Genomic DNA, 19,546 nt, shown 5'->3' on the forward strand with positions numbered 1-19,546 from the left:
ATTTAAATAGCTTTGTATAGTTCCCGGAAGTTCGGCAGGTAGCTGTCTAATTTTAATTTTTTATAGACATTAATTTCGTGTTTTACGAGTTTTTTAATCAGACTGGTATTTGATGTAGGTTGGTAATATTTTGGTCGGTTATCGATGTTTTTTGCAAGAATAAGATGTTCTAATTCTTTGCAACCAAAAACATGACCTTTATCAATAGGATTAATGTAAAAAAGAACTTCTTTTGTTTTAGATGATTTTATAATATCATTTTCCACATAACAAAGTAGTATGCTACCCGGTAAATTAATTCCATAAACCGGAATATTTAGTTTTTGAGCAATAGCAGCATAAATAATAGCAATCATTACATAGTTTCCTTGCTTTTGAGATAAGACAGTTCCAATATCGCCATCCCAGTTGGTAGGATTATTAGGAGACAAAGCTTGGTAGTTGTATATATTGTAGAAAAAATGATTTAGAATTTTAATTTTTTCAAGTGCTGTGAGCTGATCATTAAGTTCAAGCCATACATCTTGTTTTATTTTTTCTATTGATTTAAATATTGGGTCGGTTAGTAGGTTCGGATTGTAGCTTTTGTTAACTAAAATAGCTCCTTCAATTAGATTTTGGGTGTCCGACTTGCCCCATTTTATCAATTCTTTTTTTACATGATTAAAATTGATCTTGTTAATGATAATTTCTAGTCGTTCCTGAAAGAGTGTGTTCTTCGATTCTAGCCATGAATCTTCTAGTTGGGGGATTACCGATACAGGTAAATTTGATAATTCTTTTTCTACTCTTTGGTAGATTTCAAAAGATGAATCATCTAATAAAGATAATAGTGCTGTGAGTTTATTCTCGTTCATAACTATATGTTTTACTTCACTAAATATAAGAAAACCCGCTAGGAAATGCAATCCTGCGGGTTAATTCTTTGAATATTAAGCAAAAACCTAATTACTCAATCTGTCAAGTACAGTTTGAATTAGACTTTTTATTGTTGGTTTATAGTCTTTGCTGGCATCTTTAGTTATTCTATTAGCAATAATTGCACAAATAGCTATGGCATTGTGACCTAACATTGCAGATAAGCCGAATATAGCCGAACTTTCCATTTCATAATTGGTGATTTTTTCACCTTTATAATCAAATTTCTCAATCTTGTCGTTTAAGTCTGGATCAAGAGTTTGTAATCTTAAAACACGACCTTGAGGGCCATAGAATCCATTCGCCGAAATGGTAACACCTTGTATCATATTATCACCATCAAGTTTTTCGATTAAGCTTTTTGATGCAGATACTACATAAGGAGAAGCTAGTTTTTTATCCCAATTAACAAAATCTTTAAACGATTTTTCAAAATCTAAATTTGAAACTTGATCGCGATCTGCATAGAAATTTAACATCCCGTCAAAACCAATTGATTTTTTCGATAGAAGAAATGAATCGACAGGAATATCTCCCTGTAAAGCACCTGAGGTACCTATTCTTACAAGATTTAAACTTTTATGTTCTGATTTAGGAGTTCTGGTTTCAAGATCTATATTAACCAGTGCATCTAATTCATTAACTACAATATCTATGTTATCGGTACCAATACCTGTTGATAAAACAGAGATACGTTTTCCATTATAAGTACCTGTGGTGGTAACAAATTCTCTATTAGATATTGTACATTCAATATTATCAAAATAACTAGCTACTAGTTCAACTCTCCCAGGATCACCAACTAAAATAACTGTTTCAGCTAAGTGTTCTGGTTTTAAATGCAAGTGAAAAACACTTCCATCCGAATTAATGATTAATTCTGAGGATTTTATTTGTTCCATATTAATTATAATTTTTAGCAAGGAGCCGAATCTATGGAAAATTTTTTAATCTTCAAATTAATTTTAATTGTTAATTTAAAAATCCTAGTTAAATATGCTAATTTAATGTTGTGTATAAATTGTATAAAATATTTTGTATAGTGATTTTATTACTATAAAATGGCTTTAATGTATTGCTAAGCAAATTGTTCAAATTTTGCTTTCTAATAAGAATTAAATTAACAAAGTATTAAAACTGCCCTTTTTAATATTATTCCCTATATTTAAGTAAAATTTGCATTTTAAGTTAAAATAATTAAATATAAAATCATGAAAAAGCAACCTTATTTTTTAATTGTACTAGCCGTTTTTGCGGTAATATTAATTTTATCTGGTTCGAGCATGTTTCTTACTTTACAACCAGGAGAACGGGGGGTTATTTTTAGGAAATTTTCGGGCGGTTTGGATAAAGAAAATGTATTTATGCCAGGCTTTCATATAATAGCTCCCTGGAATGTTATGCATACTTACGATGTTCGCGAGCAAAAAAGCGAAGAAACGATGGATGTACTTGATAAAAATGGACTATCGGTAAATATTGATGTTTCTGTTCGTTTTAATCCTATTTATAGTAAAATCGGATTCTTGCACGAGATTTTTGGTAAAGATTATATTAATCAGTTAGTAGTTCCTGAGGTTCGTTCGTCGGTTCGACAGGTAGCCGGACGATATACTGCAGAAGAAATTTATTCTACCAAAAGAAAAGAAGTGGAAGATGCTATTATTACTGAGACTTCACTAGTCTTAAAACGTAATAATATACAAATGAAGGCCCTATTAATTCGTTCTATTAATCTGCCAGAAAAGATTAAAATTGCAATTGAGAGTAAATTGCAACAAGAGCAAGAGGCTTTATCTTATCAATTTAAGTTAGAGAAAGAAAAGAGTGAGGCAGAAAGAAAAAGAATTGCTGCTGAAGGTGAGGCTAGAGCTAATAAAATTATTAACAGTAGTTTAACAGACGAGCTTTTAAAAATGAGAGGTATTGAGGCAACAATTGAATTGTCGAAATCACCAAATTCAAAAGTTGTTGTTGTTGGAGCTGGTAAAAGCGGTTTACCCTTAATTCTTGGAAATAATTAAAAAATTCAATTCTATTATTTTATAGCTGCTTGATATTTCGAGCAGCTTTTTTTTTGAATTGTTCGTTAGCGTACAGGTGAGTATCAATATCGTTCAGTTATATTTATTTGTGTTATAGTTTAAATATCATGAAATCAGGAGTTAAGATGTATTGGCACATGGTGTGTTATTTAAAAATATCAACCAAATTAATTTATGCTAATCACCATTAAAACCAAGTTTTAGTACCATGAATAGAATTCCCTTATTATTTGTTCTGATATTAAATCTATTTGCTTTGCCTGTGCAAAGTGTAAATATTGTAAAGAAAGACATTAAAGCTGTTCGCGTAATTAAAAAACCCATTATCGATGGAAAATTAGATGATTCGGTTTGGAAAGATATTCCTTTGGCTACCGATTTTGTGCAGTTTGAACCTCATAATGGAACTCCCTCTAATTATAAAACAGAAGCTAGATTTATTTATACAGATAATGCTTTAATAATAGGAATTATGATGTATGATTCCGATTCTAAAGGCATTTATAATGAATTAAGCAAAAGAGATGAATTGAATAATACTGATTATGTTTCGGTATTAATCGATCCTTTTAATAAAGGTCTTGATGCTTTCGAATTTATTGTTACACCTGCAGGAATACAATGGGATGCCAAAGTGGTGAACAGTAACGAAGATTCTAGCTGGGATGCTGTCTGGAGAAGTGGAACCGATATTAATGATGCAGGTTGGTGTGCTGAGATTGAAATACCATATTCTGCATTGCGATTTCCTGCTCAGGATGTGCAAGTTTGGGGAATTAATATTATTCGAAACATTCAAAAAGTAAGAGAGAAAATTACATGGAATTTTATTGATAAAGAAGAAGATGGTTGGGTGAATCAGAGTGGGGTACTAAAAGGAATTAAAAATGTAAATCCTCCTGTTCGTTTATCATTTACACCTTATTTTTCAACTTATTTCGATAAGTCATCAGAACATGCTTCCTGGGAAAAAAATTACCGCGGAGGAATGGATTTAAAATATGGAATTAATGAGAGCTATACTCTTGATATGATGTTGATTCCAGATTTTGGACAGGTACAATCGGATGATGAGATATTAAATTTATCTCCTTACGAAACAAAATTTGATGAAAAGAGACAGTTCTTTACTGAAGCAACAGAGCTATTTAATAGGGGTGAAATATTTTATTCGAGAAGGATTGGTGGCAGACCTATGGGTATGCACGATGTAGAGGATAACTTAAAAGATAATGAAGAAATAGTGGAGAATCCCATCGAGTCAAAAATAATTAATGCCACTAAAATATCAGGAAGAAATACGAAAGGATTAGGAATTGGTATTCTTAATGGCATGACCAGAAATACTTATGCTACCATAAGGGACAATATAACCGGAGAAACACGAAAATTAAAAACTCAGCCATTTACCAATTATAATATGTTGGTGTTCGATCAAAGCATGAAAAACGAATCGTATGTGAGTTTATTTAATACTAATTTATACGTCCCCGAAACCGATTATATTGCTAATGTTACAGGAACAGAATTTACATTAAAAAATGCAAAAAGGACTCATAAAATTGAAGGGAAAGGGATTGTTTCGCAACGCTACCAAAAGGGAGTAGCCGATGAAATAGGGCACTTTCATGAAATCGAAGTTGGAAAAATAAATGGTCAGTTTACCTGGGAGTTTTACCATAGTATAATTTCAGATAAGTACAATCCTAACGACATGGGATTTTTGAATAGTAATAACGAGATATTGAATAATTTGGATTTAAGTTATAATGTTTACAAGCCTAAAGGAGTCATTTTAGAAAGACATACTAACCTTAATTTTCATCACGAAGCCAGATATTCTTCAACACGATATTCTCGCTTTAGTATTTATTATAATTCAAGAGTAATATTTAGGGATCATACAGCACTTGGAATTTATGGTAATATAAGACCTCTTCATAATTACGATTATAATGAGCCGCGTGTAGATGGTATGAAATTAAGAAAAGGTTCTTCAGCTTTTGTTGGCCTATGGTATTCGTCGGACTATCGAAAAGCATTTGCAATTGATATTGACGCTAATTATGGCAAACGTTTTTCAACAGATAATTTAAAAACATTTTCTTTTGAGATTGAACCTCGCTATCGTTTTAGTGATAAATTTATGATGGAATATGAGTTATCCTGGGAAAGAAATATTAATGAACTGGGGTACGTAAGTAGCGAAGAAATAAATAATATAAATACCGTATACATAGGCGAAAGAAATACAGCCTATGTTGAAAATAGATTAAGTGCAAATTATATTTTTAATAACAAGAGTTCTTTAACTTTTAGAGCCAGACATTATTGGGCCAAAGCCGAATACGAGAACTTTTTTACTTTGCAAAACAATGGTAGAGTTAAAAACTCCGATTATAATGAGAATAACGATATCAATTTTAATAGTTTTAATATTGATATGGTTTACTCCTGGAGATTTGCTCCTGGAAGTGAGTTGGCTGTAGTGTGGAAAAATTCAATTTTTAGAAGCGATGATAAAGTAGCTCATCGATTTATAAATAATTTAGAAAAAACATTCGATGCAACTCAGTTAAATAGTTTGTCGCTTAAGCTGATCTATTATATAGATTATATGTCGCTAAAACGTAAATCATCTTAAATTGCATTGTATTATCGAGGGAATTTTGCAAATGCAATTTAAAAGAGAGATTAGTTAGTTAAGTAATGATGGTTAAAAGCAGTAAATGAAAATTTGCTGCTTTTATTTTTAAAATTAAATTTGTAAAAAATTATAAAATATGATACAACGAATTCAATCTTTATACCTATTGGGAAGTTTTGTGCTAATTGCTTTAATGTTCTTTTTCCCCTTAGCGAATTTAAGCACAGCAGAACAATCTTATCAGTTTTTATACAGAGGCATACCTGCGGTTTATATGGCTTATCCGGTGGCTGTTTTATTAACTATTATAGCTTTAATAAGTTTAGTAAGCATCTTTTTATTTAAGAAAAGAATGTTACAAATTCGTTTAACCATTTTTAATATGGTTTGTATGTTGGGTGCAATGGGATTGATTTATTACAGCATTAATAGTCAGGCAAAAACCTTATCGGCCATTACTGATTATAGTGTTATAAATGCATTTCCTCTGATTGCTCTTGTACTAAGCTATCTTGCATTGCGAAACATAGGTAAAGATGAAGCTATGATTCGATCAATGGATAGAATTAGATAATTAAAAAGATTATATACAATAAAAACCGGCTTTTTGAGCCGGTTTTTTTGTTTTAGATATTTTTATATTAGCTCTTTTTGCCTTTTTTCCCTTTAATTTCGCGGGTTTTCTTTTTCATTACCGAGTGTCCAAATTGTCCAACTAATTTTCCTAATTCAAAATAATATCCGTGAGAATAGGCTATTGGTCGAGCCTTACTTAATAAGAATTTTCCTGTTTTAGGATTAATAAATTTTTCGTCGGCTTGCACGTTTACTACTTCGGCAATAAACATGTCGTGAGAGCCAAGTTCTACTATATTTTTTACTTTACATTCAATGCTTAATGGCGATTCCTCTATAATAGGAGCTGAGATTTCCTTCGAAGGTCCAGGTGTTAAATTCATCTCGGAAAATTTATCAAAATCTTTACCCGATTTTACTCCACACCAATCGGTAGCATGAGCCAAATCTTTAGTAGTAAGATTAATTACAAATTCGCCCGATTTTTTTATAATATCGTAGGAGTGACGATTTTTGCGAACCGAAATATAGCACATTGCCGGATCGCTGCAAATTGTGCCTGTCCAGGCAATAGTAATAATATTATATTGTTCGGGAGTAGTGCCGCAGCTAACCATTACTGCAGGTATTGGATATACCATGGTTCCGGGTTTCCAGTGTTGTTTTGCCATTTTTTTTATTTAGGAGATGTAATCTTTGCTGTTTTTGCTGATAAAATAATGTTAATGCGGTAAATTTACAAAATATTCAGTTAAAGTATATCCACTTATTGTGTGTAAAAATGGTAAGAGGCAATTCACTCTTTTTACTTACATTTGCTAAAATAAAAAAGGCTATCAATATCCTTAAAACAACAAGATAACAATATGAACATTGATAAATTATTAACAGATGCTGAAAAGCTGGAGAAAACCGGAGACGCAAAAGCGGCATTGGAGAAATTTAAAGAGATAGTAAAGCAAGATGATAAAAATGTAGAAGCTCAATTTAAAATTGGTGAGTTACATCATCAATTGGGAGAATTACCTGCTGCTTTAAGTGCTTATTTGCGAACTACCGATTTAGAGCCCGATCATAAAAAAGCAAATGTAAAAATTGAAATGATAAAATCGATTTTAAATTTTTTTAATCCAGATTTATACAATCCTTGATTTTAATTTTTTACGATTTATAGAGAAGGGGAAAGTATTTCCAGTTTATAGACTAAGAGTTGCCAAATAGAGAAAGGCTGCTCTTTTTTTATTTTATAAATATGAAAATTTAGTTTATCACAAGCATTTTTTAGTACTTAATATTGGCTTGATATTACTAAAGTGTAAAAATAAGTTCTGCTAATTAAATTAGAAGTGTTACGTTTTATTATAAAATTATAAAATTTGTAACGTGTAATTTATAGTGTTGGTTTTGAGTCGCAAGTTTATTATTAAATCAATTAGGATAAGACTGTTTTTGAAATTATTTTTATTTTTTAGAATTTAATTTGTTGTGGACTAATCAATTTTTATTTCCCTAATTCTCGTATTTTACCTTTTTAATCAGATTTTAATGCTAAAAAGATATTCCATATTAATTTTTATTATTCTACTACAAGTTAGTAGCTCATTGAGAGCTGAGGATCAATTAAAAGTTCTTCAGCAGTTAAGCATATCAGATGGTTTGGCTCATAATGGTGTAACTGCAATAATAGAAGATTCGAATGGTTATTTATGGTTTGGTACTTACGATGGCCTAAATCGTTACGATGGTTATGAATTAAGAACATTTAAAAATTTAATTAACAAAAATATACTAACTAGTAATAGAGTAAGATCCTTACTAGAAGATAAAAAAGGAAATATTTGGGTAGGTACCGACGAAGGAGTAACGATATATAATTATTCAACAGAAAAATTTGATGAGATTTACTCTAATTTTATTGCTAACAAGGGAATAAGCGGCCCAGTTGTGCGGAGAATTATAGAAAATAAAAATCGTAATATTATTGTTTGCGCTACAGGAATGGAAGGAATACTCATATTTAATGATGATTATACTTTTTCGAAACAATATATTCCAAGCGAACGAGAATTTGGAGAAAATATTGATTTTAACGATGGAGTGATGTTGGATGATGAGAATTACGTATTTTCTGCCGAAACAGGTGTGTTTTTGTTTAATTTAAAAAAAGCAAAGTTTACCAGATTATTCGAAAAACAGATTACTTCTACAACATCAATAGAAAAGGCTGCCGAAGGATCACTTATTCTTACTCTTGGTTCTGGACTTATAATTCTTGATTATAAAAAGGAGGATGTAGAATACTCCTTTAAAATGAATTCTACTTGTTTAAAAGACAATGAGTTTAAAAATGTGTCGGTTGATAATAATGGGAATTTGTTCTTGTCTACTTTACGCAAAGGATTTGTGTTTGTTGATAATTTTGAAAAATTGAAAGCGAATACTCCTGTAAAAAAGAAAGTATATAAATTCGATTCTAAGTTATTAAGAGGAAGTTGTGTTTTATTTTCAGAACGATTTGGTGTTTGGGCAGGAACATTTAATGAAGGTATTTTTCGTTTAACAGCAGAAGAAAATCCATTTCAAGCATATAATATAGATATGCACCTAAAAATGGGTTTAAAATCGAATTTGGTAAATCACATATCTCTTTACGATACTAATAAGTTATTAATATCAGCTAATTATGGAGGTGTGGCTCTTTATGATGTGTCGAAGAAAAAATTCACACATGTACCTTTCTCAATAAGCGAAAAAGAAAGAGTGAGTATTAATGCTGCTTATGTCGATTCAAAAAATAATTTTTGGTTAAGAAAAGTTGGAGATTTAGGTCTGTGTTGGGTTAAACATGGAACAAATAAAATTCAAAAGATTGAATCGAAACTTTTGTCTGAAAATATGTTTTTAACTCGTATTTATGCCGAAGATAAATATGGCAATATATGGTGTGGTACAAATGAAAATGTATATCGAATTAAGTTGAATGAATCAGGCGATATTAAAAAAATAGAATCACTTAATAATCATCCTAGTTTTAAGAATAACAGGTTGTGGAACGTTCGATACATTTATGCCGATCCGGTTTATGACTATATGTGGATCTGTGCAGATTACGATGGGTTGTATAGAATTCCTATTGGTGTAGATGCAGACTTGAATGATTTAAAGGTTGAGCAATACTTAAAAGAGAAAGGAAATTCTAAATCATTATCAAGTAATTTTGTTACATCTATTATTCGTTTACCGAACAAAGAATTATGGCTAGGGACCGAAGGTGGTGGAATTTGTAAAGTCATAAATAATAATTCTAAACTTGAGTTTATTGCATACTCCGAAGCCGATGGGCTTTCGAATAATGTTGTTAAAAGCATTTTGTACGACGATGATAATAATTTATGGATTTCAACAAATATTGGCTTAAATAGATTTAATACCAAAGATTATAGTTTTAGGAAATTTAGCACTAAAGATGGTTTACCTTTTGACGATTTTTGGTATGCTTCATGCAGATTGAAAAATGGATTGTTATTTTTTTCGGGCTTAGATGGCTTTTGTTATTTTAACCCTAAAGATATTACTGATAGTGAAAACCTTCCGCTTGTTGAATTTGGTGATTTTAGTTTGTTCAATAAAAAAGTTTCACCTTTAGATACTTTTAGTAATAGAGTTTTACTTAAAAGCAGATTAAATGAATTAGACGAATTAGAGCTTAATTATGATGAAAATGTCTTTTCTATTGAACTAAAATCATTACATTATTCGGCAGTAGATAATCACTTTTTAAAATATCAACTTTTACCTAATGATAAGGATTGGATCGAGGTTCCGTCAAATCAGCGATTTATTGATTATAGTGGATTGCAGCCCGGAGAATATGAATTACAAGTAATTGCATCTAATTCCTTGAATCAATGGACTGATGCTCGAAAATTAAAAATTACAATCAAGCCACCAATTTGGAAAACAATACCAGCTTATGCATTGTATATAGTAATCTTAATTTCAGTAGTTTACATGATTATTATGTATGTGCTTAGATTTCAGAAACTAAACTATAGTTTACAGATTGAAAAATTAGAAAAGGATAAAAATAAAGAGGTTAATGCTGCTAAACTTCGATTCTTTTCGAATATTTCACACGAAATTAAAACTCCGATAGCTTTAATATCTGGTCCGGTCGATCTTCTAAGTGCGCGTTTTATAGGTAATAAAGATGTGAGTGAGAAATTACAGCTTATTCAGCGTCAATCAAAAAAAATATCACAATTGGTCGATCAGGTACACGATTTTCAGAGATCGGATGCCAACCAGCTTAAAATTAATTATTCCACTTTCGGATTCGATTCTTTTCTTAAGGAACTACTTAAGGACTTTGAATTTATGACTCAGAATACAGGAAAGGAACTAGATGTGTTTTCAAAATGTTCTGATGTTTATGTAACTGCCGATCGCGATAAATTGGAAAAAATTTTGAATAATCTACTTAATAATGCTTGTAAATTTACCAAAGAGAATGATAAAATTAGTGTGGAGTATACTTGCGAAGAACGTGATTTAATAGTGAAAGTTCAGGATACAGGTAGGGGAATTACAAAAGAAGATTTGCCGCAAATTTTTGAGCGATTTTATCAGTCAAAACACAAACACGCTGCTTATATTGGAGGTTCAGGAATTGGTCTTGCTTTTACCAAAAGATTAGTAGAAATGCATTATGGAGAAATTAGTGCAGATAGTATTTTGAATGAAGGAACAACAATTACGGTTCGAATGCCAATTATTGCCGAACAGGTATCTGAAGATCTAAAGAAAAAAGAAGAAGAATTATTAAGTTTAGAAAAGCAAGAGGATAATAATTCCATGATAAAAAATCGTACTGAACAAGAAATAAATGTAGAAGGAGATTTTTCTGATGCCTCGATATTTTTAGCCGAGGATAACGACGAATTAAGAAATTTTGTTGGTTCAAGTTTGTCACAATTTTTTAAAGTTAAAACGTTCATAAATGGTCAAGAGTGTTTAAATGCTATGGAAGAGGAATGGCCCGATTTAATTATTAGTGATATTTTAATGCCCGAGTTAAATGGTTTGGATTTGTGCAGGCATGTTAAAACTGATATTAAAACTAGTCATATTCCAGTAATTTTATTAACCGCTTGTACTTCTATCGACGATCAAATTAAAGGCATCCAGGAAGGTGCCGATTCTTATATTAAAAAACCTTTCGATTTACAGCATTTGGTAAAAAGAACAGAATATCTTTTAAGAAACAGACAGAAATTGCGAGAGCGATTTTTAATCGATTTTCCTCTTAAAAAGGATAAATCTAAAGCCAAAGGTGATGAGAATATTTTCTTAGAGAAATTATACAAGTTAATGGCTGATAATTTAGATAATCAGGAATTGGATTTAAATCAATTTGCTAAAGAATTATTCTTAAATAGAACACATTTTTATCAGAAAGTAAAAGCCTTAACAAATCAAACTCCCTTTGAGTTATTAAAAGCGTATAGATTAAAAAAAGCGGCAGAATTTTTAGTACAGCAGCAGTTGTCGGTAAACGAAGTGTATCTAATGACAGGTTTTAAAAGTCGCACACATTTTAGTAAACTCTTTAAAGAAAAATATAATATTACTCCGGGTAAATTTGCTTCCGAGTCTATGAAAAAGTTCTCGAAAAAAGATTCTGAGAATTAGGCCTCAGGTGTTGATATATAGAAGTGTACGGTTTGAATGCTTATATTATTTACTTCAGAGCACACCAAATATATTCTAAACTACATGAGATGATGTTCAAAATATGTCCTTTGTTTTAGTATCTATTTAGATGGTAACAATAAAGAATAATTATAGCATGTTTAGAAAAATAAAGAGTTTGGCTTTTGTAGTTTTATGCTTGGGAAGTTCGTTGATAGGAAATGCCAAAGAAGTAATAGAAATAAAGAATTCAGCTAAGGACATGACTCCTGTAATTAGGGATGTTCTTAAAGGTGTGAATGATACCGAAATCAAATTGATTTTTGAAAAAGGAAAATATTTGTTTAAGCCCGATTATGCAACTGAAAAATACTGCTTTGTTACAAATCATGAAAATGGCTTAAAAAAAATTGTATTTCCTTTCGAAGGATTTAAGTCTATAGAAATTGAGGGAAATGGAGCTGAATTTATTTTCCACGGCCAGGTTTTACCATTTTTATTCGAAAAATGTTCAAATGTTGAGGCTCGAAATTTTAGTATCGATTGGGATATTCCATTTACATTTCAAGGAGAAGTAATTGCTATAAATAAGGAAGAAGGTTGGAGAGACATTAAACCCTTTACCGAAGGTTTTTCCTGGAAACTAAAAAATGGAAGACTTATCTTTCCTAATATCGATGGATTTAATTATACTCAGGTGGGAAGCACTTTGGCTTTTGATCCTATAGAAAAACGAGTAGCTCATGGTGCATTTGATATGTTTAGTACGCCTCGTTGGATAGAAAAAAGAGAAAATGGAATTTTACGTTTTCATGAAAAACTAAAACATTATCCTCCTGTTGGCTCAATCCTAAATTCGAAAGGAGCAAAAGGTGAGAATCGATATGCTCCTGCAATTCATGTTAAATCTTCTAAAGATATTTTATTTGAAAATATTGTTGTTCATCATGCCTTAGGAATGGGATTTCTTTGTGAACGGACAGAGAATATTGCACTAAAAAAATGTGGTGTTTACTTGCCCGAAAATTCAACTAGAGTAGTTAGTATCATTGCCGATGCAACACACTTTTGCAATTGTAAAGGGCATATTTTAGTGGAAGATTGCCGTTTGGAAAATATGTTGGATGATGGTACAAATGTGCATGGAACTTATGTAGTTGTGGATAAGATTCTAGACGATAATTCATTACGTGTAAAATTGGAACATTTGCAGCAATTAGGATTCGAATTTGCTGCTAAAGGCGATGAAATTTGGTTTATTCATGCTCCATCGGTGCAGCGTGCTGATGTGAATGTAGTTAAAACTGTAAAATTCATAAATGATCGATATGTAGATTTAATATTTGAAAATAAATTGTCAAAAAATCTGCAGGTTGGAGATATATTAGAGAATAAAACATGGAATCCGACTTTTACAATGCGAGGATGCACCATTCGAAACCATAGAGCTAGAAATATTGTTTTAAAAACGCCATTGAAAACGGTAATTGAGAACAATAAACTCTCATCTATGATGTCTTCTATTTTATTTCGTGGAGAACTCTATTATTGGTTCGAATCGGGTGCAGTTAACGATGTTACAATTAGAAATAATTATTTCGAATATTGTGCATATAGTGGATCAGAACATGCAATTTTATATGTAACCCCACGATTTGGAAAGGCATTTAATCAAGATGAATTGTACGATAGAAATATAAGCTTTGAAAATAATACAATAAAAAATTTCGACAATAGAATTATATGGGCTGATAGATTAGAAGGTCTTCTTGTTAAGGGAAATAAAATTTTCAAAACGAATTCTCAAAAGTCATTACATCCTAATGCTCCATTATTTGAATTAATGAATTGCAAAGATGTTAAGATTACAAAGAATGATTATTTCGGAAATCATAAGAATATTCTTGAGGCTGATGAGGTTACAAAGAAAACGCTTGAAATAAAAGGGAATAAAGGATTTTAAAAAATTGACTAGTGCCAAGAATGAATAATTAATCGATACAAGTAAGCTGTAGTTCCTTAAAAGAGGACTGCAGCTTTTTTTATTGTAATGACTGATTTTAAATAAGGAGGATGGATAATGATGACTAAAAAAGGATATTTAATTTGTTGTATTCTGCTTTTTGCTGCTACATATCTTGAAGCGCAAACTAGCTTGTCTTCAATTTTTGGAGACCATATGGTTTTGCAGCGTAATTCTGAAGTTGCTATTTGGGGTAAAGATAAACCAGGTAAAAAAGTAAAAGTATCGGCTGATTGGGGAGAACAAGCTGATGCGATAACAGATGCTGATGGGAAATGGAGTTTGAAAATAAAAACCATAAAAGCAGGTGGTCCTTATTCTTTGGAAATAAAAGGTTCTCAAAAGCTTGAAATAAAAGATGTTCTTCTTGGTGAGGTATGGATTTGTTCTGGACAATCGAATATGGAAATGCCATTGCGAGGATTTAAAGGGCAGCCGATATATGGAAATAATGAAGCAATATCGAATTCGCATAATGATCAGCTTCGTTTGTTTACACTTGGGCGAAATATTAGTTCTTCGCCTGTTGATACTTGTGTTGGTCAATGGAGTCATTCAGCACCAGAAGTTGCAGCTGATTTTAGTGCAGTAGCTTATTTCTATGGCAGAAAATTACAAGCTAATTTAAATGTGCCTATCGGATTAATTTCTACTTCTTGGGGAGGAACTCCTGCTCAAGCTTGGACTCCAAAAGAAACAATATTAGAAGGTTTTAAAGAATTTGAAAAAGAATTGCTAGATACAGCCTCCTATTATCAGAGATCACCAACAGTTCTTTACAATGGTATGATTCATCCTATCGTTCCTTTTACAATAAAAGGTGTCATTTGGTATCAGGGTGAAGCAAACAAGAAAAATGCTGAGCAATATTCTCGTCTGTTTCCTGCCATGATTAAAAGTTGGCGAAGTATTTGGGGACAAGGAGATTTTCCTTTCTATTTTGTTCAGATTTCAACCTTGGATTGGGGAGGTGAAGACTGGGTTACTTTGCGAGAAGCTCAATTGGAAACCATGTTAACCACTCCTAATACTGGTATGGCTGTAACTCTAGATATTGGACAAGAAGATTGTATTCATCCGCCTAGAAAGAAAGAGGTTGGAGATCGTCTGGCATATTGGGCTTTAGCTAAAACATATGGTTTTAAAGGAGTGCAATGTAGTGGTCCGGTTTACAAATCGATGGAAATAAAAGAAAGTAAGGCTTATTTGCATTTCGACTTTGCACCCGATGGGGTTTGTAATATGGGACAGGAGTTAAAAGATTTTGAAATTGCTGGAGCTGATAAAGTTTATTATCCGGCTGAAGCCATAATTAAAAAAGGACAATTAATTGTGTGGAGCGATGAAGTAAAAATTCCTGTCAATGTTCGTTATGCTTGGAAAAGTTATGTGGAAGCTAGTTTGTTTAATACGGCAGGATTACCTGCATCCTCATTCAGAACGGAGAAATTTTAGCTAATTATTTAATACCTTAATGTCTAGGATTTGTAAAGGCCTTGCATTGATACTAATAACTCATAGCGACATGTCTTGTACGCAAGGAGACGAATCATCGCTTCGAATTATCTTTCTTTGAAGAAGAAACCGAAATAAAATAAAAAAAATGAAATCATTTGTTTTAAAATTCATCATCGTATTGGTAGCGCAAAGCTTTGTTTTGTCTGCTTGTGTTGATGGGCAAAATAAGAAACCAAATATTCTTTGGATTGTTGCAGAAGACTTAAATCCTAATATGGGTTGTTATGGAGACACGATCAATATAGGTCATACTCCTGTTATTGATAAAATGGCAGCAGATGGTGTGATGTTTAATAGGGCTTATGCTGTAGCTCCGGTTTGTTCTGCTTGTCGTTCTGCTTTTATAACAGGTAAAATGCAAACCACAACGGGTACGCACGAACATCGTTCAAGTCGCACAACCGATGGAGAAGTGGTTCCTGAAGAGTTGAGAATTTATTTGCCAGATGGAATGAAAACATTGCCAGAGTTAATGAAAGAGGCTGGCTATTTTACTTTCAATAGTGGTAAAGATGATTACAATTTCTTTTATGATAGAACCAAGCTTTACGATGTAGGTAATGCAAAGGATTACAAACCAGGAATGAATGGGTGGCAAGGAAATCATGCAGAGCATAATTTGTCGTGGACCGAAGATGTTTGGAGTGCGAGACCAGATAAAAACCAGCCTTGGTTTGGTCAGATAGAAATAATGGGAGGTAAAAGAGATTACAAATATGTACGTGAAGGAGAAAAGTTAGCTACTAATGATGTGCCTCTTCCTCCATATTTTCCAGATATAAAATCGCAGCGAGAAGCTTGGACACAACATTACAATGCGGGTAGAGGTTCTGATGCTCGTATCGAATTAATTTTGAAACAGCTGGAAGCTGATGGTGAATTGGAAAATACCATCGTATTCTTTTTCTCAGATCATGGAAGTCCTTCATCATTGCGACACAAGCAATTTTGTTACGAAGGTGGATTGCAGGTTCCTTTGGTAGTTATGGGAAATTCTCCATCGATTAAAGCCGGAACAAAAGTGAACGATTTGGTATCACTACTTGATGTTACGGCAACTACAATGGGTTTGGCCGGATTAGATGTGCCTGATTATATGGATGGACAAGATTTATTTGCAAAAGATTATAAGCCTGCAGAATATATTTTTGGAGCTCGCGATCGTTGCGATTTTACAATTGACAGAATTAGAACAGTACGTTCGGACAAATACCGTTACATTCGAAACTTTTGGCCAGAGCGTACGATGTTACAACCAGGTTACCGAGATTTAAAACCGATTGTTAAGAACCTTAAGCAAGCTTATGTCGATGGAAAATTAACTCCTTATCAAGAAAAGTTCTGGTTTGGTGTTCGCCCAGAGGAAGAATTGTATGATATTGAATCAGACCCAAATCAAATGAATAATTTGGCTATGGATGCTAAATATAAATCGATACTTAAGAAACATCGAAAAGTATTGAATAAGTGGATTAAAAAAACGGATGACAAAGGTCAATATCCAGAAGATCCAGCTCAATTAAAAGCGACTTATGACCTTTGGAAAAATCGCCCTCAATTTAAAAATGCAAAGGTGAATCCAGAGTACGATCAATTTAAAAAGTAATTGAATTATCTTTTTGGTTCAAATTTAGTTTCAAAAAAAATAGGATGAAAAAATACAGCTTATTATTGCTTTTATTTTTTCTTGTAACAGTTGGTGTTGCAAGAGATATAGTACCTTTTAATGCCGATTGGAAATTTGCTCGTTTTGGGCCAATGCCAGATGGAAGTATTAAGGAGGAAGTCAAAAATATTGATGATATCGATTTTGATGATTCTAATTGGCGTGAACTAAATCTGCCACACGATTGGGGAATTGAAGGGCCTTTTTGCGCTGACTTACCCAATCAAACAGGAAAATTACCATGGGCAGGAATTGCCTGGTACCGTAAGCATTTTAAATCGCAGGAATCCGATCAGGGAAAAAAAGTATATATTGAATTTGATGGTTCCATGTCGGGTACGCAAGTTTGGTTAAATGGTGGATTTGTTGGCGAATGGCCTTATGGTTATTCTTCTTTTCAATTGGATTTAACTCCCTATTTAAAAGTTGGTCAAGAGAATGTTATTGCCGTTCGCTTAAACAATAAGGCTGAATCATCAAGATGGTATCCTGGAGGTGGTATTTATCGAAACGTCCGATTAGTGAAAACGAATCCTATTCATATCGATCATTGGGGCGTTTTTGTAACAACACCTATAGTATCAGAAAAGAGTGCGACCCTTAAAATTAGTACCGAAATAAAAGGAAATAAAGCTGAATTGGAATTGCTGCACGAAATTTATGCAGATAATGATTTGTCAACGCTTATTGCAAAAACAAAAGTTGCTTACGGTGATGATGCCGATATTACTTTTAGCAATCCTAAGTTATGGGATTTAGAGCATCCGAATTTATATATTCTTAAAACGAGCTTGCTTAAAAATGGCAAAGTAATCGATACAGATCTTAACACATTTGGTGTGAGAACTATTGAATATACTGCTGATGGCTTTTTTTTAAATGGGAAAAAAGTACGAATGAACGGAGTATGTCAGCATCACGATTTAGGCCCTTTGGGAACTGCAGTAAATGTTCGTGCATTGGAACGCCAGATTGAGATTTTAAAAGAGTTTGGGACAAATGCAATTCGAACCTCACATAATCCCCCGGCACCAGAGTTTTTAGAGCTTTGCGATCGCATGGGAATTTTGGTTCAGGTAGAAGCATTTGATGTTTGGCAAAAGAAAAAAGTAGATAACGATTATGCCCGTTTGTTTGGTGCCTGGCACGAAAAAGACTTACGTTCAATGGTTCGCCGAGATAGAAATCATCCTTGTGTAGTAATGTGGAGCACAGGTAATGAAATGATTGAATTGCGAGATGGAAATGATGCGCCAATGGCTGTGATGCTTGCCGATATTATTCGATCTGAAGATACGACAAGACCAACAACTTTTGGTTGCAGTAGGCCAGAAGCCACAACAAACGGATTTGAAAAAACAGCTGATGTATTTGGATTGAATTACAAGCCACATCTTTATACAGAGATGAGGAAAGCGGATCCAAATTTGCCAATCTATGGAAGTGAAACTGCTTCTACAATTAGTAGTCGGGGAGAATACTTCTTTCCTGTTTCAGAGAATAAAAAAGAAGGTTCTGGTGGATATTTTCAGGTAAGTAGTTACGATTTTTCAGCTCCGAATTGGGCCTATCGCCCAGATATTGAGTTCGAAGCTCAGGACAGAAATCCTTGGGTTTTTGGCGAATTTGTATGGACAGGATTTGATTACATAGGAGAACCAACTCCTTACAATAAAGATAAAACCAATCTGTTAAACTTTACAGATCCTGCCGAAAAGGCAAGAATGAAAGCAGAATTGAAACGTTTGGGTAAAAATATTCCTCCACGAAGCTCCTATTTTGGGATTGTTGATTTATGTGGATTTCCAAAAGATAGATTTTACTTGTATCAAGCTCGTTGGCGCCCGGAACTGCCAATGGCGCATATCTTGCCTCATTGGAATTGGTCTGAAAGAATAGGAGAGGTAACACCTGTATTCGTTTATACATCTGGTGATGAGGCGGAATTGTTCCTAAATGGCAAATCATTAGGTCGTAAAAAGAAAGGACAATACGAATATCGCCTTCGATGGAATAATGTAGTTTATCAACCAGGAGAATTGAAAGTTGTTGCTTACAAGGATGGCAAGAAATGGGCTAAAGATGAAGTCCGAACAACAAAAAAAGCAAGTAAGCTAAATTTGGAAGTCGACCGATCAGAAATTAATGCTGATGGTTCTGATTTGTCTTTCGTTACGGTTAAAGTTTGTGACAAAAATAACTTGGTAGTGCCAAGAACGCACAACTCCGTGAAATATACAATAACGGGTCCGGGCGAAATTATAGCAGTCGGAAATGGTGATGCAACAAATCATGAATCATTTCAGGCTACCGAAAGAAAAGTATTTAATGGCTTGGCCTTGGTCGTAATTCGATCTGTAAAAGGAAAAAGTGGGGAGATAAAATTGACAGCTAAAGCCGAAGGATTGAAATTAGCTGAAACAACGATTAAGTCAGAATAAACTAACTAAGAAACTAGATAC

At 32.9% G+C, this 19,546-nt stretch carries 12 protein-coding genes; 9 read left to right on the forward strand and 3 right to left on the reverse strand.

Going from position 1 to position 19,546, the window contains the following annotated elements; translation table 11 throughout:
* Window positions 1-2: 2 nt before the first annotated feature.
* Together ACT3CE_RS06515 and ACT3CE_RS06520 are read right to left on the reverse strand one after the other, a co-directional pair.
* Window positions 3-857, reverse strand: coding sequence for a transglutaminase family protein (locus ACT3CE_RS06515; RefSeq protein ID WP_444708955.1), 855 nt, complete (start codon window positions 855-857; stop codon window positions 3-5).
* An 87-nt stretch (window positions 858-944) separates the two neighbouring features.
* Window positions 945-1,820, reverse strand: a complete 876-nt coding sequence (locus ACT3CE_RS06520) for a nucleoside phosphorylase (protein WP_444708956.1) — start codon at window positions 1,818-1,820, stop codon at window positions 945-947.
* Window positions 1,821-2,129: 309 nt separating this feature from the next.
* Between ACT3CE_RS06520 and ACT3CE_RS06525 the strand changes: the two genes are divergently transcribed.
* From ACT3CE_RS06525 to ACT3CE_RS06535, 3 genes are all read left to right on the forward strand, one after another.
* Window positions 2,130-2,942, forward strand: a complete 813-nt coding sequence (locus ACT3CE_RS06525; RefSeq protein ID WP_444708957.1) for a prohibitin family protein — start codon at window positions 2,130-2,132, stop codon at window positions 2,940-2,942.
* A gap of 229 nt (window positions 2,943-3,171) precedes the next feature.
* Window positions 3,172-5,607 (forward strand): DUF5916 domain-containing protein, encoded by a 2,436-nt coding sequence (locus tag ACT3CE_RS06530; RefSeq protein ID WP_444708958.1) that lies wholly within the window; start codon window positions 3,172-3,174, stop codon window positions 5,605-5,607.
* A 139-nt stretch (window positions 5,608-5,746) separates the two neighbouring features.
* Window positions 5,747-6,184 carry a DUF4293 domain-containing protein gene (locus ACT3CE_RS06535; protein ID WP_444708959.1) on the forward strand — a complete coding sequence of 146 codons (438 nt, stop codon included), beginning with the start codon at window positions 5,747-5,749 and terminating at the stop codon, window positions 6,182-6,184.
* 67 nt (window positions 6,185-6,251) lie between these two features.
* On the opposite strand, the gene ACT3CE_RS06540 is transcribed toward ACT3CE_RS06535, so the two are convergent.
* Entirely contained in the window at window positions 6,252-6,857 is a 606-nt protein-coding gene (locus tag ACT3CE_RS06540; RefSeq protein ID WP_444708960.1) for a flavin reductase family protein, read from the reverse strand.
* Window positions 6,858-7,052: 195 nt separating this feature from the next.
* Here ACT3CE_RS06540 and ACT3CE_RS06545 point away from each other — a divergent pair, with 195 nt between their 5' ends.
* From ACT3CE_RS06545 to galB, 6 genes are all read left to right on the forward strand, one after another.
* Complete coding sequence (locus ACT3CE_RS06545; protein WP_444708961.1) at window positions 7,053-7,337, forward strand: tetratricopeptide repeat protein; 285 nt, start codon at window positions 7,053-7,055, stop codon at window positions 7,335-7,337.
* Between the two features lie 394 nt (window positions 7,338-7,731).
* Window positions 7,732-11,877, forward strand: coding sequence for a hybrid sensor histidine kinase/response regulator transcription factor (locus ACT3CE_RS06550; protein ID WP_444708962.1), 4,146 nt, complete (start codon window positions 7,732-7,734; stop codon window positions 11,875-11,877).
* A gap of 157 nt (window positions 11,878-12,034) precedes the next feature.
* On the forward strand, window positions 12,035-13,840 hold the full coding sequence (locus ACT3CE_RS06555) for an alpha-1,3-galactosidase-related protein (protein ID WP_444708963.1): 1,806 nt from the start codon (window positions 12,035-12,037) through the stop codon (window positions 13,838-13,840).
* Window positions 13,841-13,957: 117 nt separating this feature from the next.
* The gene (locus tag ACT3CE_RS06560; RefSeq protein WP_444708964.1) at window positions 13,958-15,355 is read left to right on the forward strand and encodes a sialate O-acetylesterase; all 1,398 of its coding nucleotides are present in this window, start codon (window positions 13,958-13,960) and stop codon (window positions 15,353-15,355) included.
* A 148-nt stretch (window positions 15,356-15,503) separates the two neighbouring features.
* Window positions 15,504-17,024, forward strand: coding sequence for a sulfatase family protein (locus ACT3CE_RS06565; protein ID WP_444708965.1), 1,521 nt, complete (start codon window positions 15,504-15,506; stop codon window positions 17,022-17,024).
* A gap of 44 nt (window positions 17,025-17,068) precedes the next feature.
* Entirely contained in the window at window positions 17,069-19,525 is a 2,457-nt protein-coding gene (gene galB / locus ACT3CE_RS06570; protein ID WP_444708966.1) for a beta-galactosidase GalB, read from the forward strand.
* Window positions 19,526-19,546 lie beyond the last annotated feature (21 nt).

Origin of the sequence: Marinifilum sp. RC60d5 (assembly GCF_052400665.1) — a bacterium.
Taxonomy (GTDB): domain Bacteria; phylum Bacteroidota; class Bacteroidia; order Bacteroidales; family Marinifilaceae; genus JBQTGK01.

Bases quoted from the DNA above. Each gene is read 5' to 3' on its own strand.
- ACT3CE_RS06560 (WP_444708964.1), top strand. From the start codon at position 13,958: ATGATGACTAAAAAAGGATATTTAATTTGTTGTATTCTGCTTTTTGCT.
- galB (WP_444708966.1), top strand. From the start codon at position 17,069: ATGAAAAAATACAGCTTATTATTGCTTTTATTTTTTCTTGTAACAGTT.
- ACT3CE_RS06525 (WP_444708957.1), top strand. From the start codon at position 2,130: ATGAAAAAGCAACCTTATTTTTTAATTGTACTAGCCGTTTTTGCGGTA.
- ACT3CE_RS06540 (WP_444708960.1), bottom strand. From the start codon at position 6,857: ATGGCAAAACAACACTGGAAACCCGGAACCATGGTATATCCAATACCT.
- ACT3CE_RS06520 (WP_444708956.1), bottom strand. From the start codon at position 1,820: ATGGAACAAATAAAATCCTCAGAATTAATCATTAATTCGGATGGAAGT.
- ACT3CE_RS06565 (WP_444708965.1), top strand. From the start codon at position 15,504: ATGAAATCATTTGTTTTAAAATTCATCATCGTATTGGTAGCGCAAAGC.
- ACT3CE_RS06530 (WP_444708958.1), top strand. From the start codon at position 3,172: ATGAATAGAATTCCCTTATTATTTGTTCTGATATTAAATCTATTTGCT.
- ACT3CE_RS06515 (WP_444708955.1), bottom strand. From the start codon at position 857: ATGAACGAGAATAAACTCACAGCACTATTATCTTTATTAGATGATTCA.
- ACT3CE_RS06545 (WP_444708961.1), top strand. From the start codon at position 7,053: ATGAACATTGATAAATTATTAACAGATGCTGAAAAGCTGGAGAAAACC.
- ACT3CE_RS06555 (WP_444708963.1), top strand. From the start codon at position 12,035: ATGTTTAGAAAAATAAAGAGTTTGGCTTTTGTAGTTTTATGCTTGGGA.
- ACT3CE_RS06550 (WP_444708962.1), top strand. From the start codon at position 7,732: ATGCTAAAAAGATATTCCATATTAATTTTTATTATTCTACTACAAGTT.
- ACT3CE_RS06535 (WP_444708959.1), top strand. From the start codon at position 5,747: ATGATACAACGAATTCAATCTTTATACCTATTGGGAAGTTTTGTGCTA.